The 21,217-nt window shown below is 41.2% G+C and carries 23 protein-coding genes; all 23 read right to left on the reverse strand.

What is annotated here, in order from left to right; translation table 11 throughout:
• Position 1: 1 nt before the first annotated feature.
• A complete protein-coding gene (locus tag I6U51_RS11805; protein WP_211142815.1) occupies positions 2-1,201 on the reverse strand; it encodes a phage major capsid protein in 1,200 nt (399 codons plus the stop codon).
• A gap of 11 nt (positions 1,202-1,212) precedes the next feature.
• Positions 1,213-1,893, reverse strand: a complete 681-nt coding sequence (locus I6U51_RS11810; RefSeq protein ID WP_211142816.1) for a head maturation protease, ClpP-related — start codon at positions 1,891-1,893, stop codon at positions 1,213-1,215.
• Positions 1,890-3,146, reverse strand: a complete 1,257-nt coding sequence (locus tag I6U51_RS11815) for a phage portal protein (protein ID WP_211142817.1) — start codon at positions 3,144-3,146, stop codon at positions 1,890-1,892. Before I6U51_RS11815 ends, I6U51_RS11810 begins: the two co-directional genes overlap by 4 nt.
• A gap of 18 nt (positions 3,147-3,164) precedes the next feature.
• Positions 3,165-4,763, reverse strand: coding sequence for a terminase TerL endonuclease subunit (locus tag I6U51_RS11820; RefSeq protein WP_211142929.1), 1,599 nt, complete (start codon positions 4,761-4,763; stop codon positions 3,165-3,167).
• 68 nt (positions 4,764-4,831) lie between these two features.
• Positions 4,832-5,020: a DUF5049 domain-containing protein gene (locus tag I6U51_RS11825; RefSeq protein WP_211142818.1), complete on the reverse strand. Its 189-nt coding sequence runs from the start codon at positions 5,018-5,020 to the stop codon at positions 4,832-4,834.
• Positions 5,013-5,471, reverse strand: coding sequence for a gamma-glutamylcyclotransferase family protein (locus I6U51_RS11830; protein WP_211142819.1), 459 nt, complete (start codon positions 5,469-5,471; stop codon positions 5,013-5,015). Before I6U51_RS11830 ends, I6U51_RS11825 begins: the two co-directional genes overlap by 8 nt.
• 38 nt (positions 5,472-5,509) lie before the next feature.
• Positions 5,510-6,409 carry an amidoligase family protein gene (locus I6U51_RS11835; RefSeq protein WP_211142820.1) on the reverse strand — a complete coding sequence of 300 codons (900 nt, stop codon included), beginning with the start codon at positions 6,407-6,409 and terminating at the stop codon, positions 5,510-5,512.
• A 145-nt stretch (positions 6,410-6,554) separates the two neighbouring features.
• Positions 6,555-6,782, reverse strand: a complete 228-nt coding sequence (locus I6U51_RS11840; protein ID WP_039652078.1) for a DUF4314 domain-containing protein — start codon at positions 6,780-6,782, stop codon at positions 6,555-6,557.
• A complete protein-coding gene (locus tag I6U51_RS11845) occupies positions 6,779-7,471 on the reverse strand; it encodes a virulence protein (protein ID WP_211142821.1) in 693 nt (230 codons plus the stop codon). The genes I6U51_RS11840 and I6U51_RS11845 overlap by 4 nt, the downstream gene beginning before the upstream one ends.
• 100 nt (positions 7,472-7,571) lie before the next feature.
• Entirely contained in the window at positions 7,572-8,816 is a 1,245-nt protein-coding gene (locus I6U51_RS11850; RefSeq protein WP_211142822.1) for a site-specific DNA-methyltransferase, read from the reverse strand.
• Positions 8,806-9,972: a methionine adenosyltransferase gene (metK, locus tag I6U51_RS11855; RefSeq protein WP_211142823.1), complete on the reverse strand. Its 1,167-nt coding sequence runs from the start codon at positions 9,970-9,972 to the stop codon at positions 8,806-8,808. Before metK ends, I6U51_RS11850 begins: the two co-directional genes overlap by 11 nt.
• Positions 9,973-9,986: 14 nt before the next feature.
• The gene (locus I6U51_RS11860; protein ID WP_211142824.1) at positions 9,987-10,538 is read right to left on the reverse strand and encodes a P27 family phage terminase small subunit; all 552 of its coding nucleotides are present in this window, start codon (positions 10,536-10,538) and stop codon (positions 9,987-9,989) included.
• 112 nt (positions 10,539-10,650) lie between these two features.
• Positions 10,651-11,010 (reverse strand): HNH endonuclease, encoded by a 360-nt coding sequence (locus tag I6U51_RS11865; protein WP_211142825.1) that lies wholly within the window; start codon positions 11,008-11,010, stop codon positions 10,651-10,653.
• 119 nt (positions 11,011-11,129) lie between these two features.
• The gene (locus tag I6U51_RS11870; RefSeq protein WP_009052901.1) at positions 11,130-11,588 is read right to left on the reverse strand and encodes an ArpU family phage packaging/lysis transcriptional regulator; all 459 of its coding nucleotides are present in this window, start codon (positions 11,586-11,588) and stop codon (positions 11,130-11,132) included.
• Between the two features lie 4 nt (positions 11,589-11,592).
• The gene (locus tag I6U51_RS11875) at positions 11,593-12,942 is read right to left on the reverse strand and encodes an SNF2-related protein (RefSeq protein ID WP_211142826.1); all 1,350 of its coding nucleotides are present in this window, start codon (positions 12,940-12,942) and stop codon (positions 11,593-11,595) included.
• Positions 12,923-13,204: a VRR-NUC domain-containing protein gene (locus tag I6U51_RS11880; RefSeq protein ID WP_211142827.1), complete on the reverse strand. Its 282-nt coding sequence runs from the start codon at positions 13,202-13,204 to the stop codon at positions 12,923-12,925. Before I6U51_RS11880 ends, I6U51_RS11875 begins: the two co-directional genes overlap by 20 nt.
• A 257-nt stretch (positions 13,205-13,461) precedes the next feature.
• Complete coding sequence (locus I6U51_RS11885; RefSeq protein WP_211142828.1) at positions 13,462-15,807, reverse strand: virulence-associated E family protein; 2,346 nt, start codon at positions 15,805-15,807, stop codon at positions 13,462-13,464.
• On the reverse strand, positions 15,804-16,223 hold the full coding sequence (locus I6U51_RS11890) for a DUF7768 domain-containing protein (RefSeq protein WP_211142829.1): 420 nt from the start codon (positions 16,221-16,223) through the stop codon (positions 15,804-15,806). Before I6U51_RS11890 ends, I6U51_RS11885 begins: the two co-directional genes overlap by 4 nt.
• Positions 16,224-16,226: 3 nt before the next feature.
• Entirely contained in the window at positions 16,227-17,018 is a 792-nt protein-coding gene (locus I6U51_RS11895; RefSeq protein ID WP_211142830.1) for a phage antirepressor, read from the reverse strand.
• Positions 17,019-17,104: 86 nt separating this feature from the next.
• Positions 17,105-19,039: a DNA polymerase gene (locus I6U51_RS11900; RefSeq protein WP_211142831.1), complete on the reverse strand. Its 1,935-nt coding sequence runs from the start codon at positions 19,037-19,039 to the stop codon at positions 17,105-17,107.
• Positions 19,036-19,596 carry a DUF2815 family protein gene (locus I6U51_RS11905; protein ID WP_042679885.1) on the reverse strand — a complete coding sequence of 187 codons (561 nt, stop codon included), beginning with the start codon at positions 19,594-19,596 and terminating at the stop codon, positions 19,036-19,038. Before I6U51_RS11905 ends, I6U51_RS11900 begins: the two co-directional genes overlap by 4 nt.
• 4 nt (positions 19,597-19,600) lie before the next feature.
• A complete protein-coding gene (locus tag I6U51_RS11910; protein WP_211142832.1) occupies positions 19,601-20,728 on the reverse strand; it encodes a DUF2800 domain-containing protein in 1,128 nt (375 codons plus the stop codon).
• On the reverse strand, positions 20,725-21,042 hold the full coding sequence (locus I6U51_RS11915; protein WP_042679889.1) for an rRNA biogenesis protein rrp5: 318 nt from the start codon (positions 21,040-21,042) through the stop codon (positions 20,725-20,727). Before I6U51_RS11915 ends, I6U51_RS11910 begins: the two co-directional genes overlap by 4 nt.
• Positions 21,043-21,217 lie beyond the last annotated feature (175 nt).

The following is a 21,217-nucleotide window of genomic DNA, read 5'->3' on the forward strand; positions in this document are numbered from 1 at the left end:
ATTAAGCCTTCTGCTGAAGAACCTTGATAGCTTCAGGTAAGATAAGTTTTCCATCTACACGTTGGCTCGCAAGGAAACCAACCTGCCCTGTGGTTGCAAAAAGTTCATTTAAACGTTTGAAAGAACGTCCCTGTCTATCGGCAATCCAATAATATCCGAAATCACCGAAGGCAATAGTTTTAGCTCCAGCTTCAATAGTAGGAGCATAAGCTGAAGTATAAACCGGACGATTTAACAAAGTATCTGGAGCACCAGCTGTTAAAGAAGGCTGCCACAGATATTGACCTTGACCATCTTTCAGCTTACGGATCGCCTTTACTGTTGCATCATTCATCAGGAATACCGCGTTCTTTCTATATGGCGCTTTTAATGAGTAAACAAGATCGATAATCTCATCTGCAGTAATAGCGGTTGCAGACCCTGCTGTCACTCCAAGCTGTGCTCCACCTGTTACATTGAAAATACCAGTAGGTTTCCCATCTCCGTCTCCAACTAAAAATGCTTCTTCTTCCTTAGCACCGATTCTACGGGCAAATTCTGTGGAGATATAATTCTCTAAATCAAATACACTGTCATTGAGAAGTTCATCAGAAACTTTAATCATTGTACCCAGCTTATAAGCACCAATGGATGTCTGACCGAATACAGAATCACTCTCATCAAACTCCTCACCTTCGTCAAGCCAAGCAGCTGTGCCTTTGGTCACCACAACCGGGATTTTACGATCACCACTTGAAGTTTGAATTATCTTTGCAAGTTTACGGAATACATTCTCTTCCTCAAGAGTTTGAACCAAGGTGCGTTCAAATTCATCAGGAACAAGATATCCTCCCTCGGAATCAGTGCCAACAGACAGAGCATTTAGAACATCATGACTAGGATTTTTGCTACGCATAACATTCCAGAATGCTTTCCTATACTCATCACTTGCTCTTCCGATTTTTGTATTCATCCCCGGCACAGCTGGCTTTCCAGTAAGAGGCATATTCACAGGCTTATTAAGCTCTGCTTCAAGAGCCTCTTGGCGTTCCAATCTTGCAATTTCCTTACCGAGATTAATAATGTCTTCTTCCATTTTGTCATAGGTTGCAGCATCTTCTGCAGATACTAACCCATCACTTCCACGTTTTGAATCAAGAAATGCTTTTGCTGCTTCCCATGCTTTTGCACGTTTTTCACGCAGTTCAAGAATTTTGCTCATTTTTATTCCTCCTAATATTTCAATAAATTAAGCCGCTCATAAAGCGGCTCTACTGACTGTTTTACAACTGGTTTTTGAAGTTTGTTCATTAGTGAATTAGTCACTGCTCTTCTGCTAAATACAAAGCTGTCTTGTAATGCACTCTCCCCAGGTTTGAACATTATGTCATCTGCAAAACCAAGCTCAACTGCCTTATTAGCATTGAGCCAAGTTTCAGCATCCATCAGGTGAGACAACCTTGTTCTAGATAAGCCGGTTTTAAGCTCATATGCATTGATGATGCTCTCTTTCACTTCATCAAGCATCTGAATTGCTTTTTGCATCTCCTCACTATCGCCAATAGCTATCGTGAAAGGATTATGGATCATCATCAGTGATGTAGGAGACATTAAAACTTCTGTCCCTGCCATGGCGATGACCGAGGCAGCTGATGCAGCAATACCGTCAATCTTTACAGTGACATTCCCTTTATAATCCATTAACATGTTGTATATCTGAGATGCTGCAATACAATCACCACCAGGAGAGTTAATCCAAACTACTATGTCGCCTTCACCACTCATTAGCTCTTCTCTAAAAGCAGCTGGGGTAACATCATCCTCAAACCAACTCTCCTCGGCAATTGCACCATTTAAATAGAGGGTTCGTGTTTGTGAATCTGTGTCACGAACCCAATTCCAAAATTTCTTCATTCAGATTTTCCCTCCAATCCTTCTTTGTTTGCGAAAATACCCGCATCTTCAAGTTTGGTCATATTGCCATTGATTAGATATAAATCTCCTCCAAGCTCTGGTGGAATTCGATCAAGGTTCTCAAGTTCCCTAATATCATTAGCACTCATCCAGCCATTCTGTCTTGCAATTGCATAACCATTCATCCGAGAAACGTAATCACCTCGAAGCAATCCATCTACATTGAACTTAGCAAAATAGAGTTTCTTTTCATCTGGCCTTAAAAGTGCTCGGCTAATGGTCTGCTCCCAACGAATCACCCAAGGATCTAAAGTGTATTTCACAAACTCCAGTGACTGTTGCTCAATATTAGAAAAGCTCGATTTTTCCAAGTCTCCAACCATATGTGGAGGTACGCGGAAAATTCGAGCGATTTCATTAATCTGAAATTTTCTTGTTTCTAAGAACTGGGCTTGTTCTGGAGAGATACCAATAGGCTGATACTTCATTCCTTCTTCAAGCACCGCTACACGATGAGAATTACTGCTTCCCTGATAGGCTGCATTCCAACTATCCCGTACTTTTTGAGGGTCTTTAATGGTACCTGGATGCTCAAGCACCCCTCCTGGAGCAGCTCCGTTAGCAAAGAATTTAGCTCCATATTCCTCACAAGCAATTGCCATACCTATAGCATTCTTAGCCATTGCAATCGGCGAATAGCCCACTAGTCCATCAAAGCCTAAGCCAGGTATATGAAATACATCACTTGGTCTAAGTGTGACCGTCATACCTTTCGTCGTAGGTGCTTCATCGGAATATCTAGTATAAGTGTAATAAAGAGAACCACTGGAGTCGCGATCCACCGACATTCGATTAGGCATTAACGGATATAGTGCTATGACTTCGCCTTTACCATTTCGAATAATTTGTGCATAGGCATTACCCCATAATAAAAGATGAGTCATTAACGTTTCTCGGAAAACGAAAGAACTCATCTCTGGATTAGGCTCATCATGTAATAAAAAATACAGTGGATGAGAAAGTGCTTTCTCCTTACCACCGCTATCAGTGTATTTATATAAGTGAAGTGGAAGTCCTGCCACAGCCTCTGCCAGTATTCTTACACAAGAATAAACCGCTGTCATTTGCATTGCTGTATGCTCATTTACTGGTTTACCGCTTGTCGTCCCACCAAAAAAGAAGCTGTAATTGCTTCCTATGGTCCGGTTCTGAGGTTTATCACGTGCTTTGAAAATATTCGAAAATAATCCCATCTGCATCACTCTCCTTTGTTACAAAATAAGAAGCCCTCGACCGTCATAAACAGAATTTCCTGATCCACCTTTGCGGATTGCTCGGTCAAGAGCCATAATGGTAGCAACAGCTCCATCGATTCTTTCAGTTGATTTTTCTTTATCCGGCTTGATATTTCCAGCAGGATCAGTACGTATAAAGATGTTATCCATCATCCATCGCAAAACTGGATGTCCACCATGGGCCAGTTTCTCCTCTAAAGTAAGCTTCATTAATTCCTTTGTTGGTGGACTCATATCTTTAAAGCCCTGGCCAAAAGGAACTACCGTAAATCCTAAGTTTTCCAAGTTTTGAGTCATTTGCACAGCACCCCAACGGTCAAAGGCAATTTCTCGAATGTTATATTTCATCCCAAGTTCCTCAATAAAACTTTCAATGAAACCATAATGCACTACATTACCTTCTGTAGTGTGTAAAAAGCCTTGCTTCTCCCATACGTCATAAGGCACATGATCACGCTTTACCCTTTGGTCCAGATTATCTTCTGGAATCCAGAAAAAAGGGAGGATGATATATTTATCGCCCTCATACTCAGGAGGGAAGACAAGAACAAATGCTGTTATATCGGTTGTAGAAGATAAGTCCAAACCACCATAGCACACACGCCCTGCAAGACTTTCTGGGTTTACAGCAAATGCACATTTATCCCACTTTTCCATAGGCATCCAACGTACCGACTGTTTAACCCATTGATTTAAACGGAGTTGTCTAAACAAGTTCTCTTCTGCTGGATTTTGCTTTGCACTTTCACAAGCAATATGAATTTTTTCTATGTCAACGGTAATGCCCATTGAGGGGTTGGCTTTCGCCCACACCTTTGGATCGGTCCAGTCATCATTTTCATCTGCACCATAAATAACTGGATAAAATGTAGGGTCAACCTTTCGCCCTTCTAGGATGTCTTTAGCCTTTTGATGCACCTCGTAACAGATAGAATTCGTATCATTACCAGCAGTTGTAATTAAAAAATACAGCGGCTGCTTTCTTGCGTCACCAGAACCATGGGTCATAACATCGAAAAGTTGTCTATTGGGCTGAGCATGAAGTTCATCAAACACCACACCATGCACATTTAGCCCATGCTTGGTATATGCTTCTGCAGATAAAACTTGATAGAAACTTCCTAGAGGCTTATAAACAAGTCGTTTTTGCGACAGTACCGGTTTAATTCTTGCTTTAAGAGCCGGACATTGTTCCACCATATCCACTGCTACATCAAAAACAATGGAAGCTTGCTGTCTATCAGATGCACATCCGTATACTTCACCACCATGCTCAAAATCTCCACAAGTAAGTAGTAAAGCAACCGCTGCCGCAAGTTCAGATTTCCCTTGCTTTTTAGCGATTTCGATATATGCAGTATTAAATTGACGGCAGCCATTAGGCTTTATAATACCAAACACATCTCGAATAATTTGTTCCTGCCAATCTATCAGTTCAAATGGCTGTCCATACCACTCTCCCTTAGTATGCTTTAAGCAATTAATAAAAGACACCGCAGTGTCTGCAGCGTCCTTATCATATACCGAACCATCCGCCTTAAAGATGGTCGGCTTATATTTTTTTAGTTTACGTATAGCCGCCACCTCCTTATGGATTCGAAAAAGGAACCCATTAAGAGTCCCTTAATTTTCTATAAAGTTGATTAGGTTATCTTTTTATCTTTCCCTGTCAGAATAAAATGCCCATATGCCTCTTTATTCCTTTTTAGGTATTCTACTAGCTCAATATAGCCTTCTCTTAAAGCAATGCTAGTCACAATTGGGATATCAAACATATTTGATTCACCTGAATCTCGAATGGCAAGTATTTGTTGCATAATTATCTCATTCATTGGCTACCTCCTCCGATTCCACTGAATCGGTTGTCGCTTTGCGCAGGATTTCCACATCGAAGCCCGCACTCTTATAGCCTTCTAAAATTGTACTGTAATAATAACAACTCGGATGTCCAAGCGGCCTCCCATCATTCATGATGTAGACCATCGCCTTAACGGTTTTACCTCCCAACTTCACTTTTATTGTTTCCTTGCGATAAAGGAACGGCCATCCCTCGTAACGGTCAAGTGCCGCTTCATCGGCCGGTGTGATTTCCCACACTAAAACGGGTACGTTGCCACCCTTAAAAGGCTCGATAGTCGCCACAGCGCCCGCGTGTGCCCCTCTAAATAATAAGCGGTGGTCATTGATTTGACTTGCTCCTGCCACCTTCGCTGTGGGGCATCTGTTGGCCATTTGTTTCAGATTAAGGTTGGAGCCATAGGCAAGATATAATTTATTATTCATTGTAATCCTCCTTCTTAGCTTTGTGGGTTAGGTGCAGTTCAGGCCGCCCGAAACCGCCAAGCTGCAGAACCTGAAAGCGCTGCTGTTAAATGTTCTCTGCAGTTTTTGAACTCTTCTCCTATAAACCCAATACGGTTTAGATAGGTTCTCATGGCAAACTTTTCATTTTCTACTTGAGGCTTCTTTGCAGAGGCAAATTTTTGTGTCAAAGCTTGGTTGTTTAAAGCCAAGGCAAGAACAATGTAGCTTCTTATCTTGCCTGCGTGCAGCTCACTGTTAAAGCCTCTTAGCTCAACCGTATGATTTCCGGTAAAAAAGCTATGTAGATTAAGGAAATGGTATCTACTATTATGGTAATGTATACCTCTGCTTTCGCTATAGCCTTCGTACCAAATGTCCTCAATCTGTCTCATGGTCGTTGGCCTTTTGTGGTTCATCTTATCAACTAAAATGCTATCCATCTTCTTGCAGTAGCGCATTCGCTCTGGTGCAATCTGTAGTGCTTTATAAAAAAGATCGTTTTTACTTGCAATAATATTTACAAAGTTTCGGATGCTTCTTGGTGTATGGTTGGAGCCATCTAAATGAATATGAATTCCACACGCGGAATTTGTAAAGGCTCCAGCTTTGCGAAGTTTTCTTACTAGCTCCTGCAAAGTTTCAATGTCCTCCCGGTAGGTTAGAATTGGGCTAACCATTTCTACGCTATAATCTTTACCTGCAGCTACTTTTCTTCTGCCTTCTTTTCTTTGACACTTGATGCTCCCATCATACATAAACTTCCACACGCGCCCATCTAGCGCTTTTACCTTTTTGGTGTCGTAGTAAGTCCCACCATCACTGTAATTGCCTTGCAAAAACTCTGCAGCAACTCTGGCCGCTTTTTCTCTTGTAATTCCTGTAAACTCAATTTCGATTCCGAATTTTGCACTTAACATCGTACCTCACTCCTTTTAAAGTGTGTTTATCCTTTCGGCATGTACATATATCACTCTAAAAGGGTTAAATAGCAATACAATTATTCGATATAAGGAGCATAATTTACACAGTTTTTTTTTACTTTTTCAGGATAAAACGTGTGCTTTATTCTTCAATCCTTCTGCAGGAATCCTCGCCATATACAATACCTAATGAGCTTCCAGAGTCCCAATTCACATGGATGGTTCCAATATCATCTACACTAATGACAGTTCCTCTTGTCCCAGGTTCCAGTTTGGTATAGGGATCATTCATCTTTACTAAAACCACTCGTGTTCCAGGCCTATAGATACTTCTGAGTTGTTCTAAGACATTAGGGTTAATGGTTTTCAAATTCCATCTACCTCCTCCTGCTTAGCAACTACACTTTTAAATGCAGAACTTCCGTTCAGTTTGGAAAGGAGTATCTTTCTTGCGGCCTTGTATTCTTCACCGATAAATCCTAACCTTAACAGAAAACAACGAAAGGCATACTTTTCATTATCCACTTCCTTAGCTGTGGCAGTGATTCTCTTCTGTTTTTTTGCCATATCACAAAGGGCTGTAATGAAATGCGTGTAAGCTTTAACTTTCTCAGCATCTTCATCAAAGGAAAACCAAGGGAATCGTAGAGTTTCCTCTGTTTGCTCAATAGGTAATTCCTCTACTCCAAGGGCTTTTTTAATGAGATCTCCTTTGCTTTCCAGAATCTTTTCCAAGTTACCTAAGGCAATGTCGGTGAAGTTTTCCTTAGGTATTTCAATTACCAACAAATCTGTATTATCTGTAAGCCCCTGTCCCAGGCCTTCTGGTTTCACATAAGTAAATCCTCGACTATTAAGTTCATCAAGCAGTTTGACCGCTTTTTCGCCCACAACACCCTCATCAAAAATAAGAGCACCTTCCTTATCCACTTCAAATCTGCCTATTTGATAAATAAATGTTGGTGCGCCTTTGTATTCAGGCTTTTCACCTAGTACTTCTCCAATCGCAGTAACGAGGGCCTTTCTCTCACCACCAGTACGATTAAATTCAATTTTCATCCTACATACCACCTTTCTTATTTGGTAGTACCATATATCACTCTAACGCTACACAATAGCAAGTTATTTCTGTGCAAAAATGAATTTAAAACTTGCTCTATCAATCTAATTCATTAGAAGATGTGGCTGCCACGTTAAATGGAATCTTCTCTTTTTCACGAATAACATAGACATCTTTATCTGTTCCAACCTGCTCAATGTAACGCTTCACAATAACATCACAGTACTTTTCATCCAGCTCGATGGTATAGCAAATTCTATCGGTCTGCTCACAGGCAATCAGCGTAGAGCCAGAACCTCCAAAAGGATCAAGCACGATGCTATTGGTAAGGCTGGAGTTCATAATGGGGTAAGCAATTAGAGCAATGGGCTTCATAGTCGGATGATCTGCATTCTTTTTCGGCTTATCAAATTCCCAAATGGTTGATTGCTTACGGTCTGAATACCAGAGATGCTTTCCCTTCTTTTTCCAACCGAATAGCACCGGTTCATGCTGCCACTGATAAGGGGATCTTCCAAGAACCAATGACTGTTTCTTCCAAATACAAGTACCGGAAAGATAAAAGCCTGCGTCAACAAAGGCTTTTCTAAAATTAAGTCCTTCTGTATCAGCATGGAAAACATATATACTTCCATCTGATGCCAATACCGATTCGATATTCTTAAAGGCATCTAATAAAAATTGATAAAATGCGTCATTGGCCATATTATCATTTTTGATTTTCCCAGCGGTTCCTTCATAGTTGACATTGTATGGGGGATCAGTTACCACCAGATTGGCGACCTTTCCTTCCATTAAAATGTTATATGTTTCTTTTTTTGTGCTGTCTCCACATACCAGTCTGTGCTTACCAAGTATCCATACATCTCCTAAACGCGAAACAGCGGGCTTATTCAGCTCGCTGTCCACATCAAAATCATCTTCTTTTATTTTTTCTTTCATCGTATCCTTGAAAAGATCATCTAGTTCTTCGGGGTCAAAGCCTGTCAGCGATACATCAAAGTCTGCAGCATTTAAGTCTGTAATGAGAAGTGCTAGTTTCTCCCTATCCCAATCTCCATTTATTTTGTTCAATGCAATATTGAGGGCTTTTTCCTTTTCCTCATTCATCTCAACAACTACGCAATCCACTTCTTCCATCCCCATGTTCAGTAGGATTTTCAACCGCTGATGGCCACCAACTACTCTGCCTGTGGTTCTATTCCAAATAACTGGTTCAACATAGCCAAACTCCTCAAGTGAGCATTTTAACTTTTCGTACTCTGGATCACCCGGTTTTAAATCCTTTCTAGGATTATAATCAGCAGGGATCAGCAGTTTCGTTTTAATTTTCTCAATCTGCATATTTTTCCACCGCCTCTTTTAGTTCGCTATATTTATTAACATTCTCCCAAGGGAAGAGGCAACTGTTAAAGTGACCATAGACTGCTGTGTCAGAGTAATGAATGTTTCTAAGTCGCAACTTTTCTATAATTGCTGCAGGCCTCAAATTAAATACTTCTTGAGCAGCAATGGTTAGAACTTCATCAGAAACTTTTCCTGTTCCAAAAGTATTTATAGAAAAAGCTACAGGATTTGCCTTGCCAATGGCATAGGAAATAGCCACTTCACATTTCTCTGCCAAATCACACCACGCAATATGTTTAGCAATATACCTAGCCATGTAAGCTCCGCTTCGGTCAACTTTGGTCGGATCTTTCCCACAAAGTGCTCCGCCACCATGTGATGCAAGTCCACCATAAGTGTCCACCATAATCTTTCTTCCAGTTAAACCTGTATCTGCAGCAGGCCCCCCTAATACAAACTGTCCAGATGGATTAATAAGAATTTCTGTTTCATCATCAAAAGGGAAATCCTCAAAACACTGCCATAACACATTATTTAGAATATCTGATTTTAACTCTTCCTGAGTTTTATTCTTTTCATGCTGAACTGACACTACAATGGTCTTAACTCTCACTGGAACATCATCATTATACTCAATGGTCACCTGTGCTTTTCCATCGGGAAGGATACCTTTAATAAGTTTACCTATCCTTGCCTCATCTAGTCTCTTTACAATTCGATGAGATAAGACAAGGGGAAGGGGAAGCATTTCTCTGGTTTCTTTTGTGGCATAACCATACATAGTACCTTGATCACCAGCGCCGATGGAACCATATTGTTCGTTTATACCATTTCGTGCTTCTAGTGCAGTATTCACACCAGCTGCAATATCAGAACTCTGATTGTGTACATATACATAAATTAAAAATTTCAAAGGGTTATAACCTAGTTCTTTTAGCACATTCTTAACAATGCTTCTGATATCAATTTTCTCGCTGCAGGAGATCTCGCCCGCCACGATAATTTTCCCTTTAGTAGCCATAACCTCACACGCTACGCGTGACGCTTTATCTCTTCTAAGGCATTCATCCAAAATATTATCAGCAATAATATCGCACAGTTTATCAGGATGTCCTGCACATACACTTTCTGCTGTTAAATATCTCTTACTCATCTCACATCTCCTTATTATTTACCTCTACGGGCAGTCAACAGTCGTTCCATCACATCATCCTGTGGATTTGTACCGGAATACTCTGTCGCACAGTTTTCACGAACAATCTGATATATTTCCATCCAGAGTCTGTTGGTTTGACTCATAAAATTATGGCTCATGGAAACGTATGGACTTTGGATAGCGTTGCCAGTAGTTGGATGCTTAGCAAGAAAACCAAACTCACTTATTGCTTCCTCACACTGTATCCACCTAGCAGCACTCATGGCATATCTTTCTAATAGCTGTGGTAGAACTAGATGTGCACACCCTCGCTCCTCAAGCCATTTCCACGTAAGCTCATAAATTTCGCTAGCTACTAAGTTTTTACCATCCTTTTGTACTGATGAAAGCATAGCCCTTGGCTGTGGCATCTCCTGCCCTTGAAGTTCTGCGGTATTTTTAAATTCAATAACTTCCAATTTTCTTTTTCCGGGATTTCCCTCAGCAATTTTATCTATAAGTGCTTTCTTTTTCTGACCAGATCCAATACGGGCACCACCTCGATTTGTACCATCTTTGGCCATTAACTCACCTCATTTCTTATTAAGGGGGTATTACCCCGTTTGAAACTGCGACTTTTTGCACGAAGCCCCACGCCCGTTGACCGTTTAAAAAGCTGTAGAGATTTAAATCCCCCTACCGGGTTCCCCAACGGTCTCCATCTCTTGCTGTGATAGCAGAGTGACAAGGAGTACAAAGAGCCATTAGGTTGCTTTCATCGTGTGTCCCACCTCGTGCCAAGGGGAGGATATGATGCACTTCAGTTGCTGGTGTCAGCTTTCCTTGTCTTTTACACTCTTCACATAGTGGATGGACTGCAATGTAACGGTCACGTATTCTTTTCCATGCACGACCGTAACGCTTCCTCGTTTCAGGATCTCTCTGATATTTTTCATAACGAGAAGCTTCCTTTTTGGCATGCTCCGGACAAAAACGTCCATCTGTCAGTTCCGGACAACCAGGAGAAGAACATGGTCGTTTTGGTTTCTTTGGCATTTCGTACCTCCTTTGGACATGCAAAAAGCCCCCGCGGTATTTCCACGAAGGCTCTCTACAATTTTTCACAATACCATTGTATTATGGATTTCTAATAAAATCGTCCATGATATTACTCATTACTTTCCATAGAGTAGTAGCGCAAGATGCTGAAGCGCTCGATTCTTTTTGTTGTATGCAGAAGAACGTTCAATATTGAAGTGATCACAAATGTTATACACTGCATCAATCTGCTTTTGTTCATCATCCAAATAAAACTCCTTTAACACATACTGCTCATCTTCTGTTAAAGCATCCCATGCCGGTTGAAACCAGTCCATGTATTCCAGTGCTTGACGATAACGTTCTTTCAATACATCAATTTCATTGATGCAGGCAATGAGCCTTTTCTCTCCAGCTTTTGGATCATGGGTCGATGGCATGCCATTGATAACTGGAGAAGCTGGGGAACTCATTTCTTCGTTGAGGGTTGCAATGTCCTCATCGGTATGTTCTATGATGTACTTCATACTGCTGTAATCTTTTAGGGCGTTAATTGCCGCTGCTCTTTTATCTAAATATTGCCAGACAATGTTCATTTTATCAGACCTCCTTTAGTGTGGCTTTAACCGCATCTATCAGTGCGGATTGAGTATTGTTTTTATCATTTAGGGCTTTCATTACACGTTCATCAATGGTGCCTTTGGAAATCAAGTGATGAATCACTACCGTTTCTTTTTGTCCTTGCCGCCAAAGACGGGCGTTGGTTTGCTGATAAAGCTCTAGGCTCCAAGTTAGACCAAACCATACAAGAGTTGAACCTCCAGCTTGCAAGTTCAGTCCATGTCCTGCTGATGCTGGATGGATGGCTGCAATAGAGATTTCTCCATCATTCCACCTCTTAATAGAATCGCTAGTGGATAACACCTCAACCTCAAAGCGCTTTTGTATTCGTGACAAATCATGCTTAAACCAATAAGCAATTAGAACTGGCTTGCCATTAGCAGCTTCGATTAAGTCTTCCAGTGCATCCAGCTTACGGTCATGTATATGAAGTACTGTACCTTGATCATCATAGACTGCTCCGTTGGCAATTTGCAGTAGTTTTCCCGAAAGAGCTGCTGCATTGGCTGCAGTAATTTCCTCACCTTTAACCGTTGTAATTAAATCACGCTTCATAATGTCTAGGATTTTCATTTCTTTTTCAGAAAGCTTTACATCTACTTCGTTTATAACCAGCTCAGGCAGCTTCAGGTAATCTGCCCCTTTCATGCTAATAGTGATATCAGATATTAGCCTATAAATTGCTTCTTCCGCTCCCGGTTTTGGCTTGTAGGAAAAGATCACTTGTTGATTACGCTTATCTGGTACAAAATAATCCTCTCGATATCTGCCAATAAACCTACCTAATCGCTGTCCCATATCTAATAAGCGATACTGTGCCCACAAATCCATCAATCCATTGGAGGATGGGGTTCCAGTAAGTCCCACTATCCTATTAACCTTTGGCCTAACTTTCATTAAACTTTTAAATCTCTTGGCTTGATGCGATTTGAAAGAGGACAGCTCATCAATTACCACCATATCAAAATCAAATGGAATTCCACTTCTTGCAATTAACCATTCCACATTTTCTCGATTGATAATGTAAACTTGAGCTCTTTTCATAAGGGCTGTTTTTCTCTGAGCCTCCGACCCCACTGCTACGGTGTATTTAAGACCCTTTAAGTGATCCCACTTTTCAATCTCTGCAGGCCATGTATCTCTGGCAACTCGAAGTGGTGCAATAACCAGAACCTTACGAACAAGAAAACTATCTAATGTTAAATCAAATATAGCGGTTAATGTTATGACACTCTTACCTAATCCCATATCTAAGAGCACTGCTGCTATAGGATGATTGAGGATATACTCAGTGGCATAAACCTGATATTCATGAGGCTTGTATTTCACGAAGTATCCCTCCAATCTGTTCTAAGTTATCAAGGCAGAATACCAAAAACCCAAGTGCTTCTAACTGTCTTTTTCGCTTTTCCTGTAGAGGCCGTAAAGTTTTACCTGGTGCTTTTACCTCTACAAAAGCTATCTTTCTATTAGGTAACAGAATCAATCTGTCTGGTATTCCATCAAAACCTGGTGATACAATTTTTAGTGCAATGCCGCCTATATCTTTTACTGCTTTTATCAGTTTTTGTTCTATCAATTTCTCTCTCATAGTTCCTCCATGTTCCCTAAATCCAAAAAGTCTCTATACGCGCGTATATACGCGTCTGCAGGTAATTTCTTCTTTTTGTCTTTAGGATTATTTTTAATAATAATTATTGGAACAATGGAACGGAGGTTATAGAGTAGCCTACTTTACAAGGGGCTGCCGCCTGTTCCGATGGGATGTCCCAAAAGACTGTTTTTGTTTCACCGGAACAGGTGAAATCTGTTCCCGAGAAAAAATTGTTCCATGTGTTCCAAACTAAATTATTCTTTGGGAACATAAACCCATTGTGGTCCATAAAGCGGGATTCGTTCTTTTTTCACGAGACCTGTCCATCCTCCAATACTTGCCATAATCGCCGATATTTCATTACCATCCACCCTTCGCAGGTTGGCTCGATCCTTCCCAAAGCACTCACACCAAATTTCCATATTAGAAACCGATTTTCGTTTCCAAACACCAACTCTCTTGCTTTCACCAAACTCAGTTCCATTGATATATGCCCTACGTTCATATAAATCCATGGTGTCCCAATCTTCAGGTAATAGCATGTCAAGGTACTCTCGTACCAGACCTTCACGCTCATCGGATTCCATAGCTTCCCGCTGTTCTTCTTTTGCAAGCTTCTCAAGACTGGCATCAAGGTACAATTTTTCTCCGTCTTTCACATAAGTAAGAACTTCAGCCCATATCTGCAAAATTTCATCTTGCTCTAACTGCCATGACTTTTTTGTACCATTTCCCGGGGTTTTTACCGGCCAAAAACGACGGTTTCCTGTGGTATCCCGTAAATAGCCTTTTTCAGCATTAGTGGTGCCAAAAAAGACACATTGTCTTAAGTGAGGAGTAGCTCTCTTGCCAAAGCTAGCTCGATAAATATCATTCTGGCGAGATAAGAAGCTTCTAAGTGTTTCTACTTCTGCTTTTTTTAGTCCAGCCAGCTCTCCAATTTCTAAAATCCAGTAACCTTGTAACTTTTCTGCGGCGGTCTTATCCTTGGTATCTGACAAGCTCAAACTATCAGAAAACCAGTCTCCACCTAACTTGGCTATAAGAGTACTTTTTCCAACTCCCTGCGGGCCATTTAAAACCAGCATGGAATCAAACTTGATGCCTGGAGTCAGTACACGAGAAATCGCTGCACATAAAGTTTTTCTTGTCACAGCTCGAATATATGGATTATCTGATGCACCTAGATAATCGATTAGCAAGGTATCTACTCTAGCTACCTTATCCCACTCAGGAAGAGCCTCAATAAATTCCCGAATCGGATGATAAGATCTATCGTCAGCGACCTTCGCTACCGCTACATCATAGTTTCTTGCAGAAAAGGTTCCGTAGTGGGTGTCAATGTAGCTGATTAGCTGTGCATCATCTGCATCTCTCCAGAATTTCGATGGATGCGGCCAAGGAACATCACCTTTAATTTCGAGACTATCAGATAGCTGATTAAACACTATGCTTTTTAGGTTGGGATCATTTTCAAGTATCAAAATCAAATTTCTAAGAGTATTTTTAACCGTTCCTGTCTTATCAATCTCCAGCTGCTTTTCCCAATCTTCATCAATAAACTCTTTTTCAGCCTGAGCCTTTCGTTCTTCAGCAAACTGCTCTTTTACCCGTTCATCCTCTAATGCCAAATCTGTCATGGCTCTAAATGAAGGTAGTTTACTTGGCGGTGTATTTTCTGTCACCTTTTCATCTAGTTCCCGAAACTTATGCACTCGGACCAAATCAAATGCGTTTAGCAACATTCCACATGCTGGATCGGTAGCATGATGGCTATAAGCAAATTTACCATCATAGATTACCAAGCCTGCTGAAGAATCTGCTGGAATATAATCAAATCGTCCATTCATGGTACTAGGTTCATATACATCAGGTAGAAATTCTTCGATGGCTTCTTCAATGGTATAGGCTCTGCAAAATGCTCCTATAACCCCTACTTTAATTAATGGATCTGCTTGTTTAGTTATTTTCCTTTGTACAACCTCAGATTGTCGACTTGAGACTGGCCACATGGAAGTATCCCTCCAGTCTACATATTTTGATAGATAGATATCTGGGTCCAATAGTTCATCGTCTTTCTCTTTAAATACAAACTCTCCATCTGACGGTGTAGAAGGCCAATACATGAGTCTTGAAGGTTCATAAGTGGTGTCATCGAATAAATCAATCCCAATCTCCTTTGCAACCATCCGACCAAGGGCTGGGTATTCATCCTCTGTTACTTCTCTTTTAAGTGGAATAATAAGTCTTAATCGCGGTGCATCTGATGTATGTTTATGTGTAGAATAGATGCAGCATTTGAAATCATGTAACGCTTCAATTTGCTCCCAAACCCCTGGTTTGGCATAATCCATATCTAAAGTCAGAAGGGAACGGGAGAGGACATAACCATTTCTGCGTTTTCCTTCACGAAGGCCTCCTCCCACAAATCCTCCTACATCTTTTATTGAGTCCTGTTGAGCGCGACTCATTTTTCGGAACTCAGATACAGTTTCTGTTGTTCGTATGGTAGATTTAACTCGTGAGATAAAGTCCTCCCATGTGATATCTTTGTTCTTCCACTTTTTATCCATACGGCTGTTACCAACCGCTATCTTCATAGCTTCTGCACCTCCTCGCAGTTTTTAGAAAAATACCGGATAGGTATACGATGCTTCGATGCTTTATTTATCTCTGCTTGCATCCCTTTTGAGATATAGCGACCAAATACCCACAGCTCATCACACTTTCTAAGCCATACCATGCCAAAGTATAGTCCTAGTTTTCTTTGTTCAGGATCGCCATCATCTAGCACTTGAGGGTATAGCAGATGAGGAGCAAAAGGAATGGTTCCTTGCTTCACTGCAAACTTCAGGTATTCTCTAGCTTTATTCAGATTTTTTTCTATGTCTCCAGCAAAAGGAGAACAAATAAAAACGCAAGGTTTATAGTTTTTTGCTTTTTCTTCACGCATGATATTTTCCAAGGCTTCTGCTGCAGTTGGATCTGGATAGCCTTCAGCGTTATATCTATCCATAAGTTACATCTCCTCGAATTCGGACTCTTGTTCAATCAATGGTAAAATGCCATGATCCTTAAGAAGCTCATAAATGAACAAGCGTCCTTTCTGAGTCCAGTAAGTATGAACCTTTGAATGCATCGTCCCATCATTTTCAAGGTAAGTATGGGTTTTTGTCGTCGTATATCCATGTTGAGCGTACTTTTGATATAGAAGCCAAATCTTCCCTTGACGGAACTGAACGCCAAGATCATGTAGATATTCATTGAACCAGCGACCAGACTTTCCATAATCCTTGGCGATTGTTGTGATAGACACCGCATCCTTACAGTTAAGTACCACATCGTAATAACTTGCTTTAGGTTTCATTTCTGCAATTTGCTGTTCTTGAATGCTAATGGTAGTAGTTAACTCAGCATTTTTAGCTCTTTCCGCTTTAAGCTCCTGTAGTGCCTGAATCAAAAAGTCTGGATTAGCAAGTAACTCATCTGTAGCATAAAGGCCATGCCTTCTGATTGAAGGAAGCACCTCATGGGTTACCCAGCGCTTAAACTTTTTAGCTTCTGGCTTTCGAGAAACCAATATCACGCTATAAAGACCACTTTCATTGATAATAGATACTTCCTGTTTTCCTCCAGGGGTGTCGATAATATCGACTCCCTTTTCATCACTGTCCAAACGAGCCATAACATCACGACTGTTTCCAATGTCTAGTACCGAACACACATCTTTTAGAACCCACCAAGGATTTCCATCCTTCATTACTGTTCTTACTGTGTTGCCTTCATAGTTGAATAAAGTTATTTTGTTCATATTGAACCTCCTGCTTATTGTAGTAGAGCAATAAGACATGCCCTCAGCTATAAGCAAAAAAAGAGGAGGTTTCGAACCCCCTCAAATTAATCTTTTTTATAAAAATTGCATTCGTATCCATCTGCGCGAAGTAAAAGTCCTTGAGCCCAAGTTGGCGTCTGATTCATTAGAGTACATATATCAGTAACGGTTACTTCTAAAGGGACTTCTAAAACTACCTCATCATGGACATGCATTACAATATCAAAACCTTTTTCATCAAGCTTTCTCATGGCACAGCAAAGAATATCTCTTGAAATAGCTTGCACAATATTCTCGACAAACTTAGGACCATAACTTTCAATGCGCTCCCATTTCTTTGTGGCACCAACTCCTTCATAAGTCACTGCTTCACTGCCAAAGCTGTTAATACCTATTCTTGGTTTAACATAAGTAAGTTGTCTGCCAGAAGGAAGCCATATTAATAGCATCCCGCTACGATACTCAAAACGGGTGCGATGAGTTTCGGTTCTGCACCTTTCTGTTACAGCTTCTTTGACAGCACGATCAACATCCCACCAAAGTCGTACAATATTAGGATTTGCATTTCGCCATGCATAGACCAAAGGTTTTAACTCTTCTTCGGTAAGACCCATGTCAAGTGCACCCATTGCTTTTAATGCACCTACAGAACCACCATAACCTAAGGCCAGCTCCGCAATTTTTCCTTTTTGTCTGAGAGGACTACCTTTTGTGACTTCTTCTAAGGAGACTTTAAACATCTGGGAAGCAGATGCTTCATAAATCTTGCCATGAGTAGCAAACACTTCATTTCTCCATGTCTCGCCTGCAATCCAAGCAATAACTCTAGCCTCTATTGCACTAAAGTCAGCAACGATAAACTTATATCCTTTCTTTGGCACAAAAGCGGTTCGAATTAATTCAGACAAAACTCCCGGAATAGAGTCATACAATATTTCCAAGGCATCAAAATGCCCACCTCTAACCAAGCGACGTGCCTGTTCCAGATCCGACAAATGGTTCTGAGGGAGATTTTGAACTTGTATAAGCCTTCCTGCAAATCTACCGGTTCGATTAGCACCGTAGAATTGTAGTAGTCCCCGAGCTCTTCCGTCAGTGCATACAGCATTTTCCATAGCGGTGTATTTCTTTACACTGGACTTTGCTAGCAGTTGCCTTAGTTCCAGCACTTCACTCAGGTGATCTGGAGCTTCCTTTAATAGTGCCTTAACCGCCGCCTTATCAAGACTATCCGTTTCCAGACCATTTTCTGATAGCCAGGATTTCATTTGAACAACTGAATTAGGATTATCAAGATCAGTTAGGTCTTTTAGTCTGCTTGTTAGCTCTTCTCTCACTTTTTCATCACATTGAATCGCTTTTTTTACCAATTCCAAATCCAACTGAATACCTCGATCATTGATTTGCTGATCTAGAATATAGTTATTCCATTCCTCATCAGGCATAGGAAATTTCTGAAGCTTTTCCTGTATAGAAAGTTCAACTTCAACGTCTCGTAGATTATATGCTTTGAAACTCTCCCACTTTTCTAAAGCATGCTCCGGTAGATTGCGAGTTCGGCCTCCATTAGACTGAGTCGCTTTGCAGGGAACTGAGAAATATCTTATGAGTTCCTTACCCTCAGTCAGCTTTTTCTTATCAGCTCCTGTTACAAGAGCCGCTCCTTCTAGCGATAGAGGAAGTCCTAGGTAGGCAGACCACACCATCGTACAACGCCATGAAGCAGGCTCAAGCCAGACACCAAAATGACGAGACAAGCAGATTCGTTCAAATTGAGCATTAAATGCCCACTTTATAATCTGGCTATCTAGAACTGCATTCTGGATTTCTTGTGGGATCTTTTCGCCACATGCCAAATCAACTACCTGTACAGGACCACCATCCACACTGTAGCCCAAAAGTAGGATTTGAAAATCCGGTGCTTCAGCGTAACGATAGACCCCGCTTTTGGCGATGTCTACGCTACTATATGTTTCTATATCTATGCTGAGGGTTCTCATGATAAAAAGTCGTCATCCACGTCAGTGGCAAAGTCATCAGCTGCATTGGTTCTACCGCCTAAAGGCTCACCATCGCGGATTTTTTGAATGTTTCCAAGGCCACACGCTATACCCTTATTTCCATTGGAGTTAAAGGCGTAGAAGTTGATACTCACTCTTGCATAGACACCGGAGTACACTTCTGAACGATCAAGGATTGGATTGACGTTTCTGTCTACAATTTGTGGAGCAGTATTGCTGTTGGCATTGATAAAATAGCTGTTGGCATAAGCCTCATCATCCGGACGATCAATGTCGCCATCACGCAGAGGGAGCTTGAGAACTGCTTTATTGGGAATCTTCCCACCGAATTTACCTTTACCTTCCTCTATGGCGGCATTCACTGCTTCGTTGATAGCGCTTAAGGTTTTAGTATCACTCTTAGGGATAATCAGGCTCACACTGTATTTTTCAGTACCGCCATTGATAGATTTAGGTTCCCAGACATTGGCATAAGAGAGTCGTACAACTCCTGTGATTACTTTCGTTGGGTTCGTTCTTTTTACTGTTTTTGACATAGTATTATACCTCCATAAAATCATTTTTTGCTGATGATGTGTTCATTTCAGGACGCTTGTCTGAAACTGGTACTAGCGTCGGTTTGCCTGGTGGCTTCATAATTAGTCCACCAAGGACTTCATTAAATTTTGTCTTGCCCATCAATTTCTCCATTTCAGTAATAGTGATGAGACTTTGCTTGTATATGTCGCGATAACCTGCATTCTTTGCCGCTTCTGCGACCGCTTCTTCATCTTTGTATTTACGGTTGGAACGGCCTTCGACTACTTTAAAGCCGGGCCACTTCTTTCCATGATTAACTGCTGCATCTGTCGCATAGGCTATAATCTCATTTGTCCATCTGGTGAGATCACCGATAGAAGATAGAATCTCAGCAATTTCTTCATCTGATAAAAGTGGCGGTAGCGCAAACTCAAATGTAGCCAGTTTCATTTTCGCTTCTGCTCTTGCTCGACATTTCACTGCAGCCCGACAAAATTGACACCACTCTCCGGGGCAATAGTTTCCGTCACCAGCGAAGGCCAGTTCAGCTTTAGGTTTCAAAACTTCTTCAGCCCATCGATACAAGCTTTCTTTTGAGACTGTGGACGTGCTGATATTTTCACGACGAGGTTGATAAATTGTCATTGAAACCATCTCGATGTCATAAATACCATCAAAGAGACCTAGTGCACCAAGGGCATATAGTTTCATTTGAGGATTGTCCTCTGCGCTGACTAAGACACCCTGACCATACTTAAAATCAATAATGTGAAGAGTTCCGTCAGCGATAATTACACAATCCCCGGTCCCAAAGCCATCAGGAACATACTTTGAAAAATCAAGCCGCTGTTCTATCAAGATTAAGGGGTCACTACATGTCTGCTTGGCTTGCTCAATCACTTCAAGCACATACTCTACATATCCATCGGTGTAATTATCCATCTCATCTGAGTCATATGGAGAAACCGGCTTTTTTGATCTCATCTTAAGCGCCTTGCGGAGTTTATGTTCACTTAACGCATGGGCAGCTGTGCCTTCAGCTGCAGCTTCACCGCTGTTGTCATCAAACTCCAGCTCCAACCTTGCCGATGGTGTACAGTTCATCCAGCGATGAGCTCCAGATGCAGAGAGAATTGCATGTTTACTCATTTCAATCCCTCCGCATCTGCAAGCAGTGCAGCATACTTACTTGGATCAATCTGGCTGAGTTTTGATGCACCATACTTTTCTAGAAGTGCTCTTACTTCAGCTGTAAATCCGTCATGGCTTTTTTCCGCAAGTACTGCCCTTACTTCTTCTAAAGTGATCTGCTTTTCTTCAGGCTGTTTTTCAGGCTTTGGTTGCTCTGGCTTTGTACCCTCATTAGGACCATTACTTGCTATTGCATCAGCTACAGCCTGAACACTATCTGCCAACGATCTAAGATCTGACACCACATCGAGAAGAAGCTTAACCTTACTCATGGCCTACACCTCCTTCCTTGATTTCCTTAATTTCTACCGTCTCAACTGAGTCGCCGGGAGTAATTACTAGCAGACTAACTTTCTTTCCAAATAGGAAATCAAGCATTCTCGTTCGGATTGTCTTCCGACTGCTTTGAATTACTGAACTTCTTTCGCCACCGGGCCTTGCCACATT

This window comes from Clostridium aciditolerans, assembly GCF_016316925.1.
GTDB lineage: Bacteria > Bacillota > Clostridia > Clostridiales > Clostridiaceae > Clostridium_AM > Clostridium_AM aciditolerans.